A 17,006-nucleotide genomic window follows, 5' to 3' on the forward strand; every position below is an offset into this window, starting at 1 on the left:
CCAGGAAAGCCGCATCTAATCTGCCGCACGTTGGAGCGGCGTGGGATTTTGCGGTGCGGCGCATGGAATTCGCGCTGGAAACGGAGGTGCGAAATGTGTAATCGGCGTTGGAACGACGTCGCAAACGGGTAAGGTCCAGGCGGCTTTTCATGGTGAACTGTGCCATGAAAACGTGAGATGAGCTGGTCATACTGAAAGGAGGGAAAACGGCGGAGAGGACGAAATGAAACGGAGCAGAACAACCATCATCGGCATTGCCTGCGGGCTGGCATGCGCGGCATGCGTGTTCGCCTACGCCCAGGGCGTGCGGGGAGAGGCCGACGCGGCGCGCGCGGAAGCTCTGGCGCGCTACGGGGGCGAGCAGCTGGAAGTGTGCGTGGCTAAGCGCGACATCGCAGCGGGGGAGTCGGTGGACGCGAGCGCGGTGGAGACGCGGTTGTGGGTGGCCGACTTGCTGCCCGCGGAAGCATTCCGATCGTCCGACGACGTGGTGGGCAAGAAGGCGTCGTCGACGATCCTTGCGGGCGAGGTGCTGTCGGAGCGCCGCTTCCGCGATGCGGGCAGCCGCCTGGACGTGCCCGAGGGCCTGACGGCGCTCAGCGTGCCGGCGAAGGACGTGCAAGCGGTGGGCGGCGCCGTGGCGGCCGGCTCGCGGGTGGACGTTTACGCCACCGGCGGCACGTCGACCGATGTGCTGGCGAGCGGCGTGCTGGTGTTGGCGACCAGCGCAAGCGCGCAGGAGTCGACAACCGACGCGAAGGTGTCGTGGATCACTGTGGCCGTCGCGCCCGAGTCGGTGCAGGAGATCGTCGCGGCGGCGCAGAAGACGGAGCTGTACTTCACGTTGCCGGGAAGCGAGGGAGAGCGATGAGCGGATCTTTGGTGGCGCTGTGCGCCGATACGACGAGTTTGCAGCATCCGGAGTCTATAGGGTTGGCGGGAGAGAATCTGGCTGCACAGGATTGGCTGCGCATTTTCTCCTCGGCAGAGGAGGCGCGCAGGTTCCTGCGCACGGATCGCCTGGTTGACGAGGTGTGGGTGGCGTCGAGCGACGACGTCGCTCCCATCAACCTGGCGGCCACGCTCAAGCGCGACCGCAGCGATCGCTGCGTGTGCATGCTGTCGTTCGAAGACACGGGTTCGCTGAAGAGCCGCATGAGCGCCACGGGCATTGACGCCTCGCTCACGCGCCAAGCCTTGGCCGAGCGCTACGCGCGTCGCAAGCAGGCCTTCGCCTGCCCGTGGCCCATGGCGGCGCCTGCTGCCCCGCGGCAAGCGCCGATGCCGGCGGCGATGCCCGTCTCGGTTGCTCCGGCGACCGCGCCCCAGCCGGCGCGGTGCGACGAGCGCCGCCCGGGCGCGCGGGCCGGGTTCCTTTTCCCAGTGGTCAGCGGAAGCGGCGGCGCGGGCAAGAGCACGGTGTCCGTACTGTCGGCGCTCATCGCGCAGAGGATGGGCTACAACACCTTGCTGCTGGATTTCGACCTGCAGTTCGGCGACGCCCCGGCGCTCATGGGCGTGCAGAACCCGTTGGCCGTCGATGACGTGCTGGCGGTGCCGTCGCGCCTCGATCAGCTGCGGTCGGACGGTCGGATGCCGGCGCTGCTGGCCGCACCGCGCCATCTCGAAGACAGCGAAGCGGTGGTGGAGCGGGCGCCCCAGCTGCTCGACCAGCTGACGGCCCGGTTCGACGTCGTGGTGGCGAACACGGGAGCCGCCTGGGCCGAGCAGCATGCCCTGCTGCTGGAGCGCAGCTCGAAGGCGCTGTTCCTGATCGATCAGCGGCCGTCGTCGCTGCGCGCCTGCCAGCATGCGCTCGACCTGTGTGCGCGGTGCGGCATCGCGACCGGCCCTTTCCTGTACGCCGTCAACCGATGCTCCAAGAACGCCCTGTTCACGTCCATCGACGTGTCATGCTCGCTGCGCGGGGCTCACGTGTTCGAGCTCAAGGACGGCGGCGGCGAGGTGGAGGAGCTGCTGGGCGCGGGGCTTCCGTTCGATCTGCTGGCGTCGAGGAACGATTTGTGCGCGAGCCTCGAGCGCGTGCTGTCGGGCGTGCTGCCGGGCGATAGGCGCGCGGCAGCCCCGCCCGAGGAAGGCGCCTCTCGGGGACCCGGTTTCCGCTTGCCCGTCGGCAAGAAGCCGCGCCGTCGCCGGAAGGAGGCCCCATGTCTCTGATGAGCCGCGTGCGCGACATCGACGACGTGCCGACGCTCGCCGCGAGTGCGGACGACAACGCGCTGGAACGGCTCAAGGAGCACATCCAGCGGTTCGTGTCCACGGACGATATCGCCGCCATCATGGCCGAACAGCCCAGCCGCGCCCGCAACGAGTTGAAAAGCGCGTGCCGTCAGGCGTTCGAGGACGCTTCCTGGGCGGGCGTCTCCCAGCGCGAGCAGCAGCGGCTGACCGACGGGCTCATCGACATGGTGTTCGGGTTCGGGCCGCTCGAATCGCTGCTGGCCGACGATTCGGTCACCGAGATCATGGTGAACGGCCCTTCCGACGTGTTCTTCGAGCGCGACGGCCGGCTGCATCGCAGCGAGCAGCGGTTCGCCGACGAAGGCCAGCTGCGCGCGCTCATCGATCGCGTGCTGGGGCCGTTGGGGCGCCGCATCGACGAGGCGTCGCCCATGGTGAACGCGCGGCTTCCCGAAGGGCACCGCGTGCACGTGATCATCCCGCCGCTTGCGCTGGACGGGCCGGTGATGACCGTGCGCAAGTTCGCGAAGCGGGTCATGACGTTGGACGACATGGTGGCCACGGGGTCGTTCGACGAGGCGATGCGGACGTTTCTGGTGTGGGCGGTGCGCGCTCGCAAGAGCATCGCGGTGTCGGGCGGCACGGGAAGCGGCAAGACCACGCTGCTCAACGCGCTGTCGTGCGAGCTGCCGCCCTCGGAGCGCATCATCACCATCGAGGATTCGGCCGAGCTGAGGTTCTTGGAGCATCCGCACGTCGTGCGCCTGGAGGCGCGTCCCCGCAACGCGGAGGGCACGGGCGAGGTGACCATCCGCGACCTCGTGATCAACGCGTTGCGCATGCGCCCCGACCGCATCGTGGTGGGCGAATGCCGCGGCGCCGAGGCGCTGGACATGCTGCAGGCCATGAACACCGGCCACGACGGGTCGCTGACCACGCTACACGCGAACTCGCCCGCCGACGTGGTGTCGCGCCTCGCGACGATGGTGCGCTACGCGGTGGACCTGCCGGTTGACGTCATCGAGTCGAACGTGGCAAGCGCCTTCGAGGTGGTGGTGCAGACGGCTCGCGCGCTGGACGGGTCGCGGTTCGTGTCGGACGTGGCCGAGCTCGTGTACGACGGAGGAAAGCGCTGCTGCAGGGTGCGCCCGCTGTTCATGCGGGGGCTGGCTGAGCGTGTGGGACGCTGGGTGGCCCTTCCGGCCTGGATCGACGAGGTGGCGGACATCGGCGTTGCCGAGAGAGAGGAGGTGGAGCGATGGAAGCGCACGTCGTGCTTGGCGGCGTAGGCGTGCTCGCCGCGTTCGGATGCGGAGCGGCGGCAAGCGCGTCGGTGGCGGGTCGCGCTCGGCGTCGGACGGCCTCCCTGGTTGGCGAGGGGGACGTCGGATCGTCGCGCGTCGCCTGGCTGCTGCGCAACGGGGGCGGCTGGACGCGGCCGGTGACGCGTGCCCTGCTGGGCAATCGCGCGCTCGCGGCGCTCATGCGCGAGGCTGTCGGCGTGGTCGATGCGCGCGGGTTGATGACGACCGAGGAATCGCTCTTGTCGGTATGGATTGCGGCGATGGTTGGGGCGGGGATGTGCGCGGGCGCAGCGGCAGGCTCGGTCGTGTGCGGCATCGCCGTAGCCGTGTGCGCGTGCGCTTGCGCGGTCGTGTGGCTGCGCACGGTGCAGGACAAGCGCCGCGACGCCCTGCGCGAGGGCATCCCCGACGCCCTGCGCTCCATGGCCGTGTGCTTCCAGGCAGGCTTGTCGCTGCTGCAAACGTTCCAGCAGGTGGCAAGCGAGGTGCAAGGCCCGCTGGGCACGCTGTTCGCCCGCGCGGCCCACCAGCTGGAAACAGGGGAGGGCGCCGGGCGCGCCTTGGAGGTGCTGCGCAGGGGCTCGTCGGTGGCCGAGCTGGCGTTCGTCGCGGTGGCGCTGGACGTGCAGCATCAGGCGGGCGGCAGCATGAAGCAGGTGCTGGACGCGGCTCGCGACACGGTTCAGAGCGAGATCGAGCTGCGACGCGCGCTGCGCGTGCAAACGGCGCAGGCGAAGCTGTCGGCGCGCGTGGTGAGCGTCCTGCCCTTCGTGCTGATAGCGGTGTTCTCGCTGGTGAGCGAAGGCTTTCTGGATCCGTTCTTCGCCAGCCCGATGGGCATGGCGCTGCTGGCGATCGCGCTGGGCATGCAGGCCGCCGGCATCGTGGCGGTGCGCCGCATGCTGGCCGTGGAGGTGGGCTGATGGAGGCCGTGCAGGCGCCTTTCCTGATGGCTGCGGCTGTGGCCGCCGCCGGGATCGCCGGAGGGCTGGCGGGCTCAACGCTTCTTCGGAGGCGCGACGCGACGGCGCGACGCGAGCGGCTGCGCAAAGCCGCCGACGTGCGCGACGCGCAGGAGGGTTTCGACGCGGGCTCGCGGCTCGTGCGGTACGCGACGGCGCTCAGCCAGCGGATCGCCCTCGGAGCGACCGAGGCGCTTTCCCGTCGGCTGCGGCTTTCGCGGGCGCGAGCGTGGTTCTGCGCGCGGGCGAAGCGGGCGGGCTTGGAGCAGGCCGTGTCCCCGGAAGGGTTCTGCGAGGCCTCGATGAGGCTCGCATGCGCCGGAGGGCTGGCGGGCGCGCTCGTCGGCTCGGTGCTCTCCACGGAGCTTGCCGTACTCGGCGCCGTCGCAGGGGTTGCGGGCGGCGCGGCGGCGATGCCGCGAGCCGTCAAGCGGGCGCAGCGCGAGCGCGCCGACGGCTTGGAAAGCGACCTCTCGGAGATGCTCGAGGTGGTGGCGCTCGGTCTTCGCAGCGGGCTTTCGTTCGACCGCGGGTTCGCGCTGTACGGGTCTCACTTCGATTCGGACTTGGCGCGTGCGTGCGTCGGCGCCCAGCATGCCTGGTCGCTGGGCTTGACGAATCGCGAAGACGCGTTGCGCGACCTGGCGGCCTCGTACGACTCGCCGCTGTTCGCGCGCGTCGTGGAGAACATGGTGCGCTCGCTGCGCTTCGGCTCGTCGCTGGCCGAGGGGCTCGAATCGGCTGCGGCGGAGGCGCGCGCGGTGCATCGGGCGCAGGTGGAGGAGCGGGTGGCGAAGGCTCCGGTGAAGATGATGGTGCCCACGGGCACGCTCATCCTGCCGGCCATGCTGCTGCTCGTGCTGGGGCCGGTGCTGCTCGAACTGATGGAAGGAATGTAGGAATGAGGAGGTTCGCCCATGGAGACGTACTGGAGATGGATGGCGAAGGCGACGTGCCGGGTTCGGAGAGTGCTTGCTCGAGAGGATGGACAGGGCACGACGGAGTACGCCATCCTCGTCGGAGTGCTGGTGGTGATCGCCATCATCGCGATCACCGTGTTCCGACCGAAGCTGCAAGAGCTGTGGGACAGCATCGCCGACGGGATCAACGCGCTGTAGAGGAGAAGGGCGGCGCGGTGATCCGTGCGGGCTCGTTCAACGAATGCGGTCAGGGCACGGTCGAGTTCGCGCTGGTGACGGCCGCGTTCTTGGCAGCAGTCATCGCGCTGGGCGCCCTGTGGCGCGGTTTGGAGGCCGGCATGTTCGTCGATCATGCGCTGATGTCGGCTTCGCACCATATCCAGATGACGATGCCGGGATCGGTCGCCGATGTGTTTTTGTACTGACGGGTTCGGAAAGGAGGGAGCGGGTATGCGACGGACGTGCGAATCGGGCCAGGCCACGGTGGAGGCGGCGTTTCTGCTGCCGGTGCTGTTCGTCGGGCTCCTGCTGCTGATGCAGCCGGGCATCCTTTTGTACGATCGGCTGGTGATGCGGGCGGCCGCGTCGGAGGGATGCCGCCTGCTGGCGACCAAAACCGCTGCAGCGGGCGACATGGCCGAGAGCTGCGAGGCGTTCGTCCGCCATCGCCTGGGAGCGATCCCTCCCGTACCCTGCTTCCACGTGCACGAAGGCGCGTGCAGCTGGGACATCCGGTTCGAAGGCGACGAGCGCTCCGACGTCGTGCGCGTCACCATCGCGAACGAGGCTCGTCCGCTGCCGCTGCTGGATGCTGGCGGCGCTTTGCTCGGCATCGTGAACGGCAACGGCAACCTCGAAGTGCGGGTGACGGCGGAGGAGTCTGCGCAGCCGTCGTGGGCGCGCTCGTCCGATGCGGGCGGCGACCCGGCGGGATGGATCGGGGCGTGGGCGTCATGATGCTCGATGCGTTCCACGACGAAGAGGGCATGACGACGGTGGGCATGGTGCTGGCGCTGCTGGTGACGCTTGCGCTCGTATTCTCGGCGGGGCAGGCGTACCGGGTGGGCTCGGCCTCGTCGGAGGTGCAGAACGTGGCCGATGCGGCGGCTCTGGCCGCGCAGAACGAGGTGGGCGAGTTCATGATCGTCGTGCGGGTGTGCGATGCGGCGGTGCTGTCGCTTTCGCTGACGAGCCTCGTGGCGACGGGGCTGGGCGTGGCCGCGCTGTGCACGCCGGCCACCGCCTCCGCATCCGAGACCCTGCTGAAAGCGGGGCGCGACGTGGCCTATGCGCGCGACCGGTTCGCCGAGAAGGCGGCCGACGGGCTCGACCGCCTGCAACGGCTGCTGCCGTTCCTCGCCGCGGCGAACGCGGCATCGGTGGCGTCGGCGAACAACGGGGCTTCGTCGAGCTACGTGGCGCTCGCGCTTCTCGTGCCCGCTTCGGGGAAGAAGATCGCGGTGGACGGCGCGGCCGAGCTCGAAGACGTGGCCGAGGCGGTGGGCGACGAGGCCGACGAGGTGCGGCAGGCGGCCGACGAGGCCGAGCGCGCCGCCGAGCGGGCCAACGAAGCGAAGCGCCGTGCATTCGAGCACGACTGCGGCCTCGATCCGTCCTATTGCATGTACGAGCGCGCCTCTGCATTGGCAGGCATGAGCGGATCGGAGAACCCGCTGTTCAGAAGCGTTGACGCCTGGTCGTTCTCCGTGGCGCTCAAGCGCGCGCAAGCCTACTATCCGCGGCGACTCGCCGTGGAGGCCCCGGCGGACGGCTCGGTGGAGGAGCAGGCGCGCTCGGCGCTGCGCAAGCGGTTCTACGCCTTCGCCGCCGACGAGGTGGGGCGCGGATACGTCCATGAAGGCGCCGATTCCTTCGACGCGTGGTTTCCGCGCCTTCCGAAGAACACGGAGGAGATGAGGTCGACGGCGCTGTACACCGAGGCCGCGTACCCCTGCACGGTGGACGAGGAAGGGCGCGCCACGGCTCATGCATGGGCCGGATGCCCCGCTGCGGCCGGGTCGGGAAGCCTCGTGTCGATCGCCCAGACGGAGGCGGAGCCGTTCGCCGAGTGCGCGGAATGCGGCTTCTCGGCGGCCAGCATGGGCAAGGTGGCGGCCGCCTCGTCGTCCATCGACAACGGCTTCGAGTACCACTACGAAGCCGTGGCGAAGGCGGCCGGCGAGTACGAGGAGGCCCGGGCTGAGCTGGATCCGCTGGCAGACGAGGTGAAGCGGCGTGCGGGCGGCTTGTTCGACGAGGTGAAGGACGCGCTCGCCAAGGTGGCGGGCAAGCGCCTCTCTGCGCAGCCGCCGGGACGCTACGGCGTGGTCGCGCTGGTCGCGAACACGGCAAGCGTCGCCGCATCGAGCGGTTTCGACAGCTCGTTCGTGCGGGGAGGGGGCGCGCTTGGCGCGCGGGCGGCGGTTTCGGCCGCCACGCTCGTCGCCGACTCGTCCGACGAAGGCGCCACCGTGGTGTCGTCGCTGCTGGACGGCGTGAAGGGCCAGGGAGGGGCGGCCGTGGGCGCGCTGGGAACGGTGCTCGACTGCTGGTCCGGCTTGCTGGACGCGTACGCGCAGGGCCAAGAGGCGCTCGACGATTCTGTCTCGTCGGCGTTGGACGGGCTGCCTCTCGCGGGGGCCAGCGGGTTGGGCGCGTGGGCGGCAGGTGCCCTGCGCGAGGCCGTGCGGGCCGCGGGGCTCGCTCCGGCCGAACTCGACGCGCTCAAGCCGGTGTTGGTGAATTCGGCGCATGTCGCCGAGCGCGACGAGGGGGCGTTCGGCGCGCGGCTGCTCTCGCTCAAGGAGCAGGCGATCGAGCATCCGCTCGGGTCGAACGACGTGTTCGCCTCGATCGTGGGGACGGTGGAAGCCGAGGCTGTCGAAGGCATCCAGGGGTTCGACGGCACCATCGAGATCGCCGAGATCGAGCTATGGGACGGCGGCCCGTCGTTCCCGGTGAAGGTCGCGTTGCCTCAGGCGGCGAAGGACGCAGCTGCCGACCTGGTGCAACGGACGGCTGACGGATTGCGCGGCGTGTACGCGCAGGTAACGGGGGTGCGGGTATGGGAGTGATGCGAACGTGCGACGAACGGGGTCAGATGACGGTCGAGCTCGCGGCGGCGTTTCCGGTGCTGATCATCGTCGCGGTCATCGCGGTGAACGCGCTCGCGTTCTTCTCGGAATGCGCCGCGTTCGACAACGTCTTCCGCGACGCGGTGCGCGTGCATGTGACGTCGCCTGCCGCGGGCCAGGGTATCGAGCAGAGCAGCGCCCTGGTGCAGACGGCGCTGTCTGCCGCGTTCGATGCGGAGAACGAGGCGGTGCGCGTGTCGGCGGAGGCGGTTTCGGGGGGCCATACGCGCTTCACGGGCACCTTGGAGTACATGCCCACGCTGTTCGGCCTGGGGTTGCGCTCGACGGTGTTCGGGATCCCCCTGCCGCCGCTGACGCATGCGGTCAGCATCGCGGTCGACTGCTACAAGCCGGGGGTGCTGCTGTGAGCGGGTCGACGGTAGGCGCCCGTCGCCGCAGGCGTGCTTGGGCGGTCGTGGCTGCGCTCGTTGCGGGGTGCGCGCTGGCGCTCGCGTTCGCGCAAGCAGATCGGCCGAGCGTGCTGCACGAAGCGATGCGGACGACGGCCGAATCGAGCGGCGCCGGTCCTCCTGCGGGCTTCGAGGACGAAGCGTTGCGGCTCGAAGGACGACAGGACGTGCGGGTCGACGAGCGCAGCGGCGTGCTGGGCTTCACCCGCTCGGACGACGTTGCGGACGCGCTCGCTGCGATCGAGGGGGAGTTGCTCGCCAAAGGATGGAGTGGGGTGCGCAGCGGAAACGAAGGAAGCGAGTCGTTCGTGAAGGATGACGGCCGGTATCGATGGATGTTCGTCGCCTGCGTGGACGCAGGCGGATCGACCAGCGTCGTCGTGCGCTACACGACGGAGGAAGGAGCGTGACGTCATGGTGGAACCGAAAGATCCGTCGCTCGGTGCGTCTGGTCCCGAAGGGGACGCGCGCGTTGGGCGGCCGTTGCTGATAGCCGCACGCTTTCGCCGCAAGGCGAAGGGGCTGCTGTTCTCGCCCGAGCATGCCGGGGCGCTGCTGCTCGCGCCGTGCAACGACGTGCACACGGCGGGCATGCGCCATCGCCTCGACATCGCGTTCGTCGACGCGCAGGGGCTGGTGCTCGAAGCCCATCGCGACGTGGAGCCGTGCCGGAGGCTGCGCAACAAAAGCGCAGAGGCGGTTGTGGAGAGGTTCTCGTCCTGCGCGACCCCGTGGTTCACGGCGGGCGATCGCGTGGGAGTGGTTTGCATGAAAGGAGATCGGAAATGAAAACGTGTCCGACTTGCGGGGCTCGCGCGTTCGACGACGCCGAGGTGTGCTTCGGCTGCCTGCATCGCTACGGGGAGGAGCCCGTCCGTCCGAACGTCGCGATGCCGACGATGCCGTCGTCGCCTGGAACGGGGCACTGTCCGACGCTTCGTCCCAAGGCGGCTCCCGCTGAGCCGAAACCTCCTCAGGAAGCGCCGCCGCGCGACGGGGCGGGGTGGACCGTTCGGTTCGAGTTGCCGGGATATGCGCCCGTGATGGAAGCGGACGGTCGGGAAGGCGGAGTGGTCGTGCGGTTCCAGCCGAGCGACGAGGTGGGAGGGGCTGGCGACGGCGGGCGGCGGGTTCCGCGCGGCACCCATGCGCGCGATGCGCCGTCGGAGAACCGCGCGTCGGCGAGCGCGGCAGGCCGCTCGTGACGGCCCCGATCGCGCTCGTCCTCGCGGCCGGATGCGCGGGCGGGCTGATCGGCGCGTTCTTCGTGCCATGGTCGGCTTCCGTGCTTCTGGGACGCGCCTATCGCCGCGCTCGCTCGTGGTGGTGGGATTCGCTCGACGCCTATCGGGCGTTCAAGCAGGCGCATCCTCTCAGGGAGCCTTCGCCGCGCGCGGCAGGAGCCGAGGGGTCGCTGGGCCTGTGGCGGGCTCAGGCGCTGCGCGACGCCCAGGCGGGGAGCCTTCCCCGCGAGCGGCTGCAGGCGCTGAACGAGGCGGGATGCGCGGCTGGCGCGCCCGAGCCTTCGCGCAGCGAGGCCGATCAGGAAGCGCGCTGCTCGTTTCGAGCGAAACGATGGCATCGCTGCCTTGGCGCCCTCGTCGGAACGGTGTTCGGCTGCGCCGTCGCGTGGTGCGCAGGTTCGCCTCTGGTCGCGGCGGCGTTGGCGGTAGCGGCGACGGCCATGGCTGCGGCCGTGATATGCGATCTGCAGGCGAGGATCGTGCCGCTCGAGGCGTGCGCGGCCCTCGCGGCGGCGGGCGTCGTCTTCCAGGCGTCGACCGCGGGGCTTGAGGGCGTGCTGGCCGGGTGCGCCTTCGCCGTGTTCGCGGTGCTGTGCTGCCTCGCGCTGAACCGGCTGTTCGGAAGGACGGGGCGCGCGCCCGTGGGCTACGGCGACGTGCGCTGCATGGCGGCGCTTTCGCTGGCCAGCGGCGTCGCGACGCCGGTGGGGGCGGCGCTTTGCTACGGCGGCGCGGCGGCGTTCTCGCTGGCGGGCATCGCCGCGGGAAAGCTCTCGTGGAGAAGCGGTATCCCGATGGCGCCGTTTCTTGCGGCATGGCTGGTCGGAGGCGCGTGCGCGTGCCTGCACGGTATGGGATGAATCGATGAAAAGGAGTTGAGCATGAACATGATCAAGAAAAACACGGCATCGAGATTGGACAAGGTCAGGGCGTTGCTCGTCGTGGGCGAGGAGGACGGCGGTTCCGAGATCGTGCAGACGGTCATCGTGCTGGGGTTCGCGGTGGGTTTGGGGGCTGCGCTGCTGTTGCTGCAGGGCAACATCCAAACCGCCATCACGAAAGCGGGAACCTCGGTGACCGACATGTTCTCGAAGATCACGTCCGGTGCGGCGTAAAGGACGCTCGGAACGGGGCGGCAGCGTCGTGGCGTTCGTCATCGCGCTGCCCCTGCTGCTCCTGTTCCTGTTCGCAGTGGTCGATCTGGGGCGCTCTGTGTTCCTGTCCATGGCGCTCGACGACGCAGCGCATGCGGTATGCGAGGCGGCATCGGGTCATCCTGCGGGCGATGTCGCGGAATCACAGCTGCGCGAGGCGGCTTTCGCTGCGGCGCCGGCGCTCGACCGCGACGATCTGCATCTGGACGTCTCGGTTCGCTATGGCGAGTTCGAGGATCGCCCTTACGAGCATCGGTTCTACAACGAGAGGACGGATGCGTACGACGAACGAACGTCGTTCGCCCGATCGCGGCCGGTCGAGGTCGCGCTCGTGCTCGAGGGCGCGTACCTCACGCCGCTCGGCGCGGGGCTGTCGAGCGGAGGCGAGGGATCCGGTCGGTTCGCGTTCCGCGCCCAGGTTCGCGGCGCGGCCGACGCAACGGTGGAAGGAGGCGCGTGGTGATGAGGGGCGAGCGGGGAAGCGAAGTGGTCCAGTTCGTGATCGTGCTGCCGCTGCTGTTGGCGGTGGTGTTCTCGATCGTGCAGCTTGCGGGCATGACGCTTGCGGCCAGCCAGCTGTCGTCCGAGATCACGCGCGCGTGCCGCCAGCTCGATGCCACGGGGTTCGAGCTGGCGGCGAACAAGGAGCGGTTCGTCGAAGAGGGCATCCTGGGCGCGTCGACCCAGCTCGACCCCGCTCGCCTGCATGTGGAGCACGTCAGCTGGACGAGCGAGCGGACGAAGCGGGAGCAGCCCGTGCGCGACGGAGGAGCCATCGAAGAGCAGTCCACGGTGATCGAGGCATCGTACGACGTGAGCTATCTGCTGCCCGCCGTCGCCGATCTGCCCGGTCTGGCAGGCCGCGTGCTGAAGCGTCACGTGCGCTGCTCGTTCGTGGATGGGCGTGCGATAGAGATCAGGCAGGAGGGGCTATGAACGCAAGTGATCGTCGGGACGAGCGCGGATCCGCGCTGCCGCTCGTTCTTGTGGCGGCTCTCGCGCTGTTCGCCGTGTTGGCGTTCTCCGTCGATCAGGGCATCGCCTACGCGGCGAAGGCGCGCCAAGAGAACGCGCTCGATGCGGCGCGGGCAGCCTGCATGGACGCATCGTTCGCGCTCGTGGCGAAAAACGCGGACGATCCGGGCCGCATGGTGGCCGACCGCGTCGTCCGCACCGCGCGCGATGCGGGGTTCGAGGGGAAGGCGTCCGTGTGGTTCTACGAAACGCCGGAGGAGAGCGTCTCTTCGACGGAGCGCCACTGGGTCGTCGGGATGCAGTTCGAGGAGGAGTCGCCCACGGTGTTCGCGCGCGGGTACGGCATCGAAGGGCTGCCGGTGGCGTCGTACCGGGTGCTGACGGCGATGCCCTATGCCGGGGAAAAGGTGTGGCGGCCGGAAACGAGGCGCTGCGGACGATACGACTACCCGGCGGGAGCGACTGCGGACTCATGGACGTACGAGGCGCTGAACTCGCTCGACGCCTTTCCGGCGGAGCTTGCCGAAGCGGCGCGGGCGACGTTGGCCGAGAGCGGGAAATAGGCCGGTTCGATCCGGCGGAAACGAGAGAGAGGAACCGATTATGGTGATGGGCGGCAACGGCGGTGATGCGACGGCGTGGGGCGGAGGCTTCGCAGCGCGGGCTTCGCGGCGTGAAACGGACGAAGGCCCGGCGGCTGGAAGCGTCGGAGGAGGCCGAACGGGATACGTGACGCCTCGGGGAGGCGCGTCGGCTGCAGCGTCGATGCCGGCTGCAGCGGCGGATCGCGCGAAGCCTGCGATGCCCAAGCCGCGGAAAGGGGATACCGTCCGGGTCAAACGGCTGGCGACGATCGTCGCCGCCTCGGTAGCGTTGACGGCGGTGTCGGTTTCGTACGGCGTATGGTCCGCCGCCGCGTCGCGCGCAGCGGTGGAGCACGCCACGGCCGGCGCGCTCCCCACGCTGGTGGCTGCCGCGGACATCCGCGCGGGCGACGCTATCACGGCCGAGGCCGTTACCGTGCAGGACGTTCCCGCAACGTACCGGGCGGCTTCGGCGCTCGGCGGCGAGGCGCTCGATGCCGAGGGGCTCGCTGCGGGAGGGCGTGCGATCGTCGATATCCCGGCGGGAACGCAGCTGTCCTCGTCGTTCGTGACGGGGATGGGAGGCGATCGCCTCTCGGCCGAGCTGGGAGCGGGCTTGCAGGCGGTGACGCTCGCGGTGGACGTGGAAACCGGGCTCGCGGGCCACGTGCGGCCCTACGACACGGTGCGCATCGTGTCTGCGGAGGGCGCGTCGGCAGGCGAGGCGTTCCTCGAGACGGTGTGCGAGCGCGCCCGCGTCGTTGCGGTGGGCGACGATGCAACCAGCGTGCAGAGCGGTTCCGCCTCCGTCACGGTGGAAGTGTCGCCCGAGGAGGCTGACGCGGTGCGCGAAGCCCAGTTCGCAGGGAGGGTCAGCCTCGTTCTCGTGGCTGCCGACGATGCGTTCGAGGAGGTGGGCGCCGATGGACAGGACGACTGAGCGTGCGCTCAAGAGAGCCGTGCGCGACGAGGCGGCCGTGCGGTTGCGCGGCGATGCCGTCGGCCCTGACGCGGTCGAGGCGCTCATCCGCCGGCTCGTGGAGGAGATTGCGAGCGAGTCGGGCATTTCGCTACCCCCGTACGAGTTCGAGGGGCTTGCGAGTGCGATGATCGACGACTTTCTCCGCTACGGGCCGCTCCAGCGACTGCTGGAGGACGAATCCGTCACCGAGATCATGGTCAACGGCGGCGGCATCGATCTGGACGATCCGGCGCTGCCTTTTCGCGCCCCCATCGTGTACGTGGAGCGTGCCGGGCGCATCGAGTACCGTCCCGATGTGGAGTTCGACGATGCGGAGCACGTGCGTCGCATCATCAACAAGATCGCCGAACAGTCGGGCAAGCGATGCGACGACGCGCACGCCATGGGCTGCGCGATGCTGCCGGGAGGCCGGGCGCGCGCCACCTACGTGGTGCCGCCGATCGCGCCGGACGGGCCGGCGCTCAACGTGCGCACGTTCTCGTCGAGCATGCTGGGCATGGAGGATCTCGTGCGCATGGGTATGCTGACCGACGGGATGTCGCAGTTCCTTCGCGCGGCGGTGCAGGCGCGCTGCCCGCTTGTGATATCGGGAGGCACCGGATCGGGCAAGACCACCCTCTTGGGCGCTCTCTCTGGGTTCATCCCTCCCGACGAGCGGGTGATCACCATCGAGGACACGCCCGAGCTGCGCCTGCAAACGCCGCATGTGGAGCGGATGCAGACGCGCGAGGCGAACACGGAGGGCGAGGGATCGGTGAGCATGCGCGAGCTGGTGGCGTTGTCGCTGCGTCGTCGTCCCGATCGCATCATCGTCGGCGAGTGCCGCGGCGCGGAGGCGTACGACATGCTGCAGGCGATGCAGACCGATCATCCGGGCTCGATGACGACGGTGCATGCCAACGATCCGGGAAACGCCATCAGCCGTTTGCGTACGATGGTGGGCTACGCCGACGGCGACCTCAGCCGCGACGTCATCGTCCAGCAGATTGCCGAGTCGTTGCAGGGCGGCCTCGTCGTGCACGTCGAACGCATGCAAGACGGGGCCCGCCGAGTGACCAGCATCGTGGCGATCGATCCGCTTCCCGAAGGGAGCCTCGTCATCCCGCGTGCCGAGCTGTTCGTTTTCGACGTCGAGGGCGTCGATGCGTACGGCGCCGTCGCGGGCGAGTGGCGCGCGTGCGGCGTGCAGCCCCAGCGCATCAAGGAGCGCATGCGCGCATCGGGCGTATGGTACGACCCCGCTTGGTTTTTCGATCGATGAGGAGGGCTGAAGCATGATAGGACTCGTGTTGCCTTGGGCGCTGGTGGCGGCATGCGCTGCAGCAGGCGCTTGGGCGTACGCGCTCGTGCGGCAGGAGCGCGCGGCGTATCGCGGTCGGGTGCTGAGCGATCGCGGTCTCTACGAAGCGGGCGAAGCCGCCGCGACGGAACGGAAGAAGCCGAAGCTTCCGAGGCTCGCCCGCGCGCTGCATGAAGCGGGGGTCGAGACACCGGCTGCGAACTGGGCGGCGGGCGTCGCGGCTATCGCCTTCGTCTCGCTTTCGCTTGCCGCGGCGTTGACGGGAGATCCGGGGATCGGGGCGGTCGTCGGCGCTGCGGCCCTCGCGACGGCGGGCGTGCGGCTGCATGTGCGGCGCTTACGGCGCAGGGAGCTGCTCGACCGGCAGCTCGCCCGCGCGCTTCCCCAGATCGCGGCCAGCGTGCGCAGCTCGCTCACGCTCGAGCGCGCGCTGCGCACGGCCGCGTCGCACGTCGAGGACCCGCTTCGCGAAGAGCTCGCCCGCGTGCTGGCCGACACGGCGTACGGGACGACGCTCGCGATGGCGTTCGAGCGCATGGCGCGCCGAACCGACAGCCCCGACGTGCGCTCGCTCGCCGCAGCCGTCAGGATTCAGCAGCGGTTCGGCGGTGCGGTCGCGCCCGTGCTCGACCTGATCGCCGCGCATGCTGCAGCGCGGCTGCGCACGTCGCGCGAACTGAAGACCGAGCTTGCGGGCACGCGCTTGGCGAAATGGTTCGTCGCGCTCGCCATGCCGGCGATCTTTTTCATCATGTTCGCGACGAATGCCGACTTCTCGCAGTTCTATCGGGAACAGCCGCTTGGTTGGATCGTGCTGGGTGTCGCGGGGTGCTCGGAGGCGTTCGGGCTGTTCGCCTGCCAGCGCATCACGGCGATGGATCGGAGCCGAAGGTGATCGCGGGCGGAGCGGGCGCGGCGGTTTGCGCGATGCTCGTTCTGGGGGCGATAGGCGGGCTCGCCGCTTACGAAGCGTTCGTGCGCTACGCGGCTCCCGCGCGTCGCGACGTCGTCGCGCCATCGTCGGCGAGCGCCTCGAAGGATGGCCACCGTGCGGGCGGCGCGTCGCGGCGCCGTCGTGCAACCGAGGCTTTCGGTGCGTTCGCTGCGTTTCTCGATAAACGCGTTCCGCTCACGCGCGCCGACGTCGAATCGAGCCGCGATCGTTTGAGCAGGGCGGGCGTGGAGCTTGAACCGGAAACATGGAGGAGCATCCGTGTCGTGTCCGCGTTGGGATGCGCGGGGCTTGCAGGGGTCGCCGCCGCGGGCATGGGCTTCGAACCGCCCGCGTTCGCGGGCGCGGCAGCTTGCTGCGCGGCATGCGGCTGGATGGCTCCGTCCTGGGCGCTATCGCGAAGGGAGCGCAACCGAAGGAGGGCGATCGAACTCGCGTTGCCCGACGCGATGGAGCTGCTCGGCATCGCCATCGCGGCAGGCTCTCCGATCGAGCAATGCTTCCGCGAGGTCGCGGAAAGCATGGACGGCCCCCTGGCACGGGAATTCTCGCTCGTCGACAGGGAGGTGAACCTGCTGGGCCGTTCGCGCGAGGAGGCGCTTGAGCACCTGGGGCAGCGGTGCCGCAGCCAGGACGTCAGCGCATTCACCGCCCAGCTGATGCAGGCGGTCAGCCAGGGGTCGTCCTTGACGGAGGGTCTAGCTGTCCAAGCGGCGCTGGCGCGCGAGACGGCGCAAGCGGAGGCGATGGAGCGCATCCGCAAGATGCCGACGAAGCTCGATATCGTGCTGTCGCTGTGCTTTCTGCCGCCCACGGTCGCGCTCGTCGTGGTTCCGACGGTGGTCAATCTGCTGAACTTCTTGAACGATTCGATGGGATGAGG

22 protein-coding genes are annotated in these 17,006 nt (G+C 69.5%); all 22 read left to right on the forward strand.

Annotated features, from left to right (window positions below):
- Positions 1–223 precede the first annotated feature (223 nt).
- The 22 genes from cpaB (GT613_RS13130) to GT613_RS13235 all read left to right on the forward strand — a co-directional run bounded on the left by cpaB (GT613_RS13130) (position 224) and on the right by GT613_RS13235 (position 17,004).
- On the forward strand, positions 224–871 hold the full coding sequence (cpaB, locus tag GT613_RS13130) for a Flp pilus assembly protein CpaB (RefSeq protein ID WP_009608013.1): 648 nt from the start codon (positions 224–226) through the stop codon (positions 869–871).
- Positions 868–2,178 carry a P-loop NTPase gene (locus GT613_RS13135; protein ID WP_009306148.1) on the forward strand — a complete coding sequence of 437 codons (1,311 nt, stop codon included), beginning with the start codon at positions 868–870 and terminating at the stop codon, positions 2,176–2,178. The genes cpaB (GT613_RS13130) and GT613_RS13135 overlap by 4 nt, the downstream gene beginning before the upstream one ends.
- Complete coding sequence (locus GT613_RS13140) at positions 2,169–3,491, forward strand: CpaF family protein (protein ID WP_009306149.1); 1,323 nt, start codon at positions 2,169–2,171, stop codon at positions 3,489–3,491. The genes GT613_RS13135 and GT613_RS13140 overlap by 10 nt, the downstream gene beginning before the upstream one ends.
- Entirely contained in the window at positions 3,461–4,429 is a 969-nt protein-coding gene (locus tag GT613_RS13145; protein ID WP_161172666.1) for a type II secretion system F family protein, read from the forward strand. Before GT613_RS13140 ends, GT613_RS13145 begins: the two co-directional genes overlap by 31 nt.
- On the forward strand, positions 4,429–5,367 hold the full coding sequence (locus tag GT613_RS13150; protein WP_009607990.1) for a type II secretion system F family protein: 939 nt from the start codon (positions 4,429–4,431) through the stop codon (positions 5,365–5,367). The genes GT613_RS13145 and GT613_RS13150 overlap by 1 nt, the downstream gene beginning before the upstream one ends.
- Before the next feature lie 18 nt (positions 5,368–5,385).
- On the forward strand, positions 5,386–5,586 hold the full coding sequence (locus tag GT613_RS13155) for a Flp family type IVb pilin (protein ID WP_009608195.1): 201 nt from the start codon (positions 5,386–5,388) through the stop codon (positions 5,584–5,586).
- Between the two features lie 17 nt (positions 5,587–5,603).
- The gene (locus GT613_RS13160; RefSeq protein WP_009608145.1) at positions 5,604–5,813 is read left to right on the forward strand and encodes a hypothetical protein; all 210 of its coding nucleotides are present in this window, start codon (positions 5,604–5,606) and stop codon (positions 5,811–5,813) included.
- Between the two features lie 25 nt (positions 5,814–5,838).
- Complete coding sequence (locus tag GT613_RS13165; RefSeq protein WP_086414956.1) at positions 5,839–6,345, forward strand: TadE/TadG family type IV pilus assembly protein; 507 nt, start codon at positions 5,839–5,841, stop codon at positions 6,343–6,345.
- Entirely contained in the window at positions 6,342–8,462 is a 2,121-nt protein-coding gene (locus tag GT613_RS13170; RefSeq protein WP_227110448.1) for a pilus assembly protein TadG-related protein, read from the forward strand. The genes GT613_RS13165 and GT613_RS13170 overlap by 4 nt, the downstream gene beginning before the upstream one ends.
- Positions 8,463–8,488: 26 nt before the next feature.
- Positions 8,489–8,890, forward strand: coding sequence for a hypothetical protein (locus GT613_RS13175; protein ID WP_009607926.1), 402 nt, complete (start codon positions 8,489–8,491; stop codon positions 8,888–8,890).
- Positions 8,887–9,342 carry a hypothetical protein gene (locus tag GT613_RS13180; RefSeq protein WP_227101177.1) on the forward strand — a complete coding sequence of 152 codons (456 nt, stop codon included), beginning with the start codon at positions 8,887–8,889 and terminating at the stop codon, positions 9,340–9,342. The genes GT613_RS13175 and GT613_RS13180 overlap by 4 nt, the downstream gene beginning before the upstream one ends.
- A gap of 4 nt (positions 9,343–9,346) precedes the next feature.
- Complete coding sequence (locus GT613_RS13185; RefSeq protein WP_009608011.1) at positions 9,347–9,721, forward strand: DUF192 domain-containing protein; 375 nt, start codon at positions 9,347–9,349, stop codon at positions 9,719–9,721.
- On the forward strand, positions 9,718–10,137 hold the full coding sequence (locus GT613_RS13190; protein ID WP_009608056.1) for a hypothetical protein: 420 nt from the start codon (positions 9,718–9,720) through the stop codon (positions 10,135–10,137). The genes GT613_RS13185 and GT613_RS13190 overlap by 4 nt, the downstream gene beginning before the upstream one ends.
- Positions 10,134–11,036 carry a prepilin peptidase gene (locus GT613_RS13195; protein WP_009608153.1) on the forward strand — a complete coding sequence of 301 codons (903 nt, stop codon included), beginning with the start codon at positions 10,134–10,136 and terminating at the stop codon, positions 11,034–11,036. The genes GT613_RS13190 and GT613_RS13195 overlap by 4 nt, the downstream gene beginning before the upstream one ends.
- A gap of 21 nt (positions 11,037–11,057) precedes the next feature.
- The gene (locus tag GT613_RS13200) at positions 11,058–11,291 is read left to right on the forward strand and encodes a hypothetical protein (RefSeq protein WP_009306161.1); all 234 of its coding nucleotides are present in this window, start codon (positions 11,058–11,060) and stop codon (positions 11,289–11,291) included.
- A gap of 28 nt (positions 11,292–11,319) precedes the next feature.
- Complete coding sequence (locus GT613_RS13205; RefSeq protein ID WP_009608061.1) at positions 11,320–11,793, forward strand: TadE/TadG family type IV pilus assembly protein; 474 nt, start codon at positions 11,320–11,322, stop codon at positions 11,791–11,793.
- Positions 11,793–12,266 carry a TadE/TadG family type IV pilus assembly protein gene (locus GT613_RS13210; RefSeq protein ID WP_009608007.1) on the forward strand — a complete coding sequence of 158 codons (474 nt, stop codon included), beginning with the start codon at positions 11,793–11,795 and terminating at the stop codon, positions 12,264–12,266. The genes GT613_RS13205 and GT613_RS13210 overlap by 1 nt, the downstream gene beginning before the upstream one ends.
- Positions 12,263–12,868 carry a hypothetical protein gene (locus GT613_RS13215; protein ID WP_009608064.1) on the forward strand — a complete coding sequence of 202 codons (606 nt, stop codon included), beginning with the start codon at positions 12,263–12,265 and terminating at the stop codon, positions 12,866–12,868. Before GT613_RS13210 ends, GT613_RS13215 begins: the two co-directional genes overlap by 4 nt.
- Before the next feature lie 166 nt (positions 12,869–13,034).
- The gene (cpaB, locus tag GT613_RS13220) at positions 13,035–13,829 is read left to right on the forward strand and encodes a Flp pilus assembly protein CpaB (RefSeq protein WP_227101181.1); all 795 of its coding nucleotides are present in this window, start codon (positions 13,035–13,037) and stop codon (positions 13,827–13,829) included.
- A complete protein-coding gene (locus tag GT613_RS13225) occupies positions 13,813–15,132 on the forward strand; it encodes a CpaF family protein (protein ID WP_009608003.1) in 1,320 nt (439 codons plus the stop codon). The genes cpaB (GT613_RS13220) and GT613_RS13225 overlap by 17 nt, the downstream gene beginning before the upstream one ends.
- A 13-nt stretch (positions 15,133–15,145) precedes the next feature.
- Positions 15,146–16,066 carry a type II secretion system F family protein gene (locus tag GT613_RS13230; RefSeq protein ID WP_009306167.1) on the forward strand — a complete coding sequence of 307 codons (921 nt, stop codon included), beginning with the start codon at positions 15,146–15,148 and terminating at the stop codon, positions 16,064–16,066.
- The gene (locus GT613_RS13235) at positions 16,063–17,004 is read left to right on the forward strand and encodes a type II secretion system F family protein (RefSeq protein WP_009608092.1); all 942 of its coding nucleotides are present in this window, start codon (positions 16,063–16,065) and stop codon (positions 17,002–17,004) included. Before GT613_RS13230 ends, GT613_RS13235 begins: the two co-directional genes overlap by 4 nt.
- Positions 17,005–17,006: the final 2 nt, after the last annotated feature.

It is taken from the genome of Eggerthella sp. BIOML-A4, from assembly GCF_009875575.1.
In the GTDB taxonomy this organism is placed as follows: domain Bacteria; phylum Actinomycetota; class Coriobacteriia; order Coriobacteriales; family Eggerthellaceae; genus Eggerthella; species Eggerthella lenta.

Bases quoted from the DNA above. Each gene is read 5' to 3' on its own strand.
- GT613_RS13175 (WP_009607926.1), top strand. From the start codon at position 8,489: ATGACGGTCGAGCTCGCGGCGGCGTTTCCGGTGCTGATCATCGTCGCG.
- GT613_RS13210 (WP_009608007.1), top strand. From the start codon at position 11,793: ATGAGGGGCGAGCGGGGAAGCGAAGTGGTCCAGTTCGTGATCGTGCTG.
- GT613_RS13225 (WP_009608003.1), top strand. From the start codon at position 13,813: ATGGACAGGACGACTGAGCGTGCGCTCAAGAGAGCCGTGCGCGACGAG.
- GT613_RS13230 (WP_009306167.1), top strand. From the start codon at position 15,146: ATGATAGGACTCGTGTTGCCTTGGGCGCTGGTGGCGGCATGCGCTGCA.
- GT613_RS13150 (WP_009607990.1), top strand. From the start codon at position 4,429: ATGGAGGCCGTGCAGGCGCCTTTCCTGATGGCTGCGGCTGTGGCCGCC.
- GT613_RS13155 (WP_009608195.1), top strand. From the start codon at position 5,386: ATGGAGACGTACTGGAGATGGATGGCGAAGGCGACGTGCCGGGTTCGG.
- GT613_RS13140 (WP_009306149.1), top strand. From the start codon at position 2,169: ATGTCTCTGATGAGCCGCGTGCGCGACATCGACGACGTGCCGACGCTC.
- GT613_RS13145 (WP_161172666.1), top strand. From the start codon at position 3,461: ATGGAAGCGCACGTCGTGCTTGGCGGCGTAGGCGTGCTCGCCGCGTTC.
- GT613_RS13200 (WP_009306161.1), top strand. From the start codon at position 11,058: ATGAACATGATCAAGAAAAACACGGCATCGAGATTGGACAAGGTCAGG.
- GT613_RS13170 (WP_227110448.1), top strand. From the start codon at position 6,342: ATGATGCTCGATGCGTTCCACGACGAAGAGGGCATGACGACGGTGGGC.
- GT613_RS13165 (WP_086414956.1), top strand. From the start codon at position 5,839: ATGCGACGGACGTGCGAATCGGGCCAGGCCACGGTGGAGGCGGCGTTT.
- cpaB (WP_009608013.1), top strand. From the start codon at position 224: ATGAAACGGAGCAGAACAACCATCATCGGCATTGCCTGCGGGCTGGCA.
- GT613_RS13185 (WP_009608011.1), top strand. From the start codon at position 9,347: ATGGTGGAACCGAAAGATCCGTCGCTCGGTGCGTCTGGTCCCGAAGGG.
- GT613_RS13215 (WP_009608064.1), top strand. From the start codon at position 12,263: ATGAACGCAAGTGATCGTCGGGACGAGCGCGGATCCGCGCTGCCGCTC.
- GT613_RS13190 (WP_009608056.1), top strand. From the start codon at position 9,718: ATGAAAACGTGTCCGACTTGCGGGGCTCGCGCGTTCGACGACGCCGAG.
- GT613_RS13135 (WP_009306148.1), top strand. From the start codon at position 868: ATGAGCGGATCTTTGGTGGCGCTGTGCGCCGATACGACGAGTTTGCAG.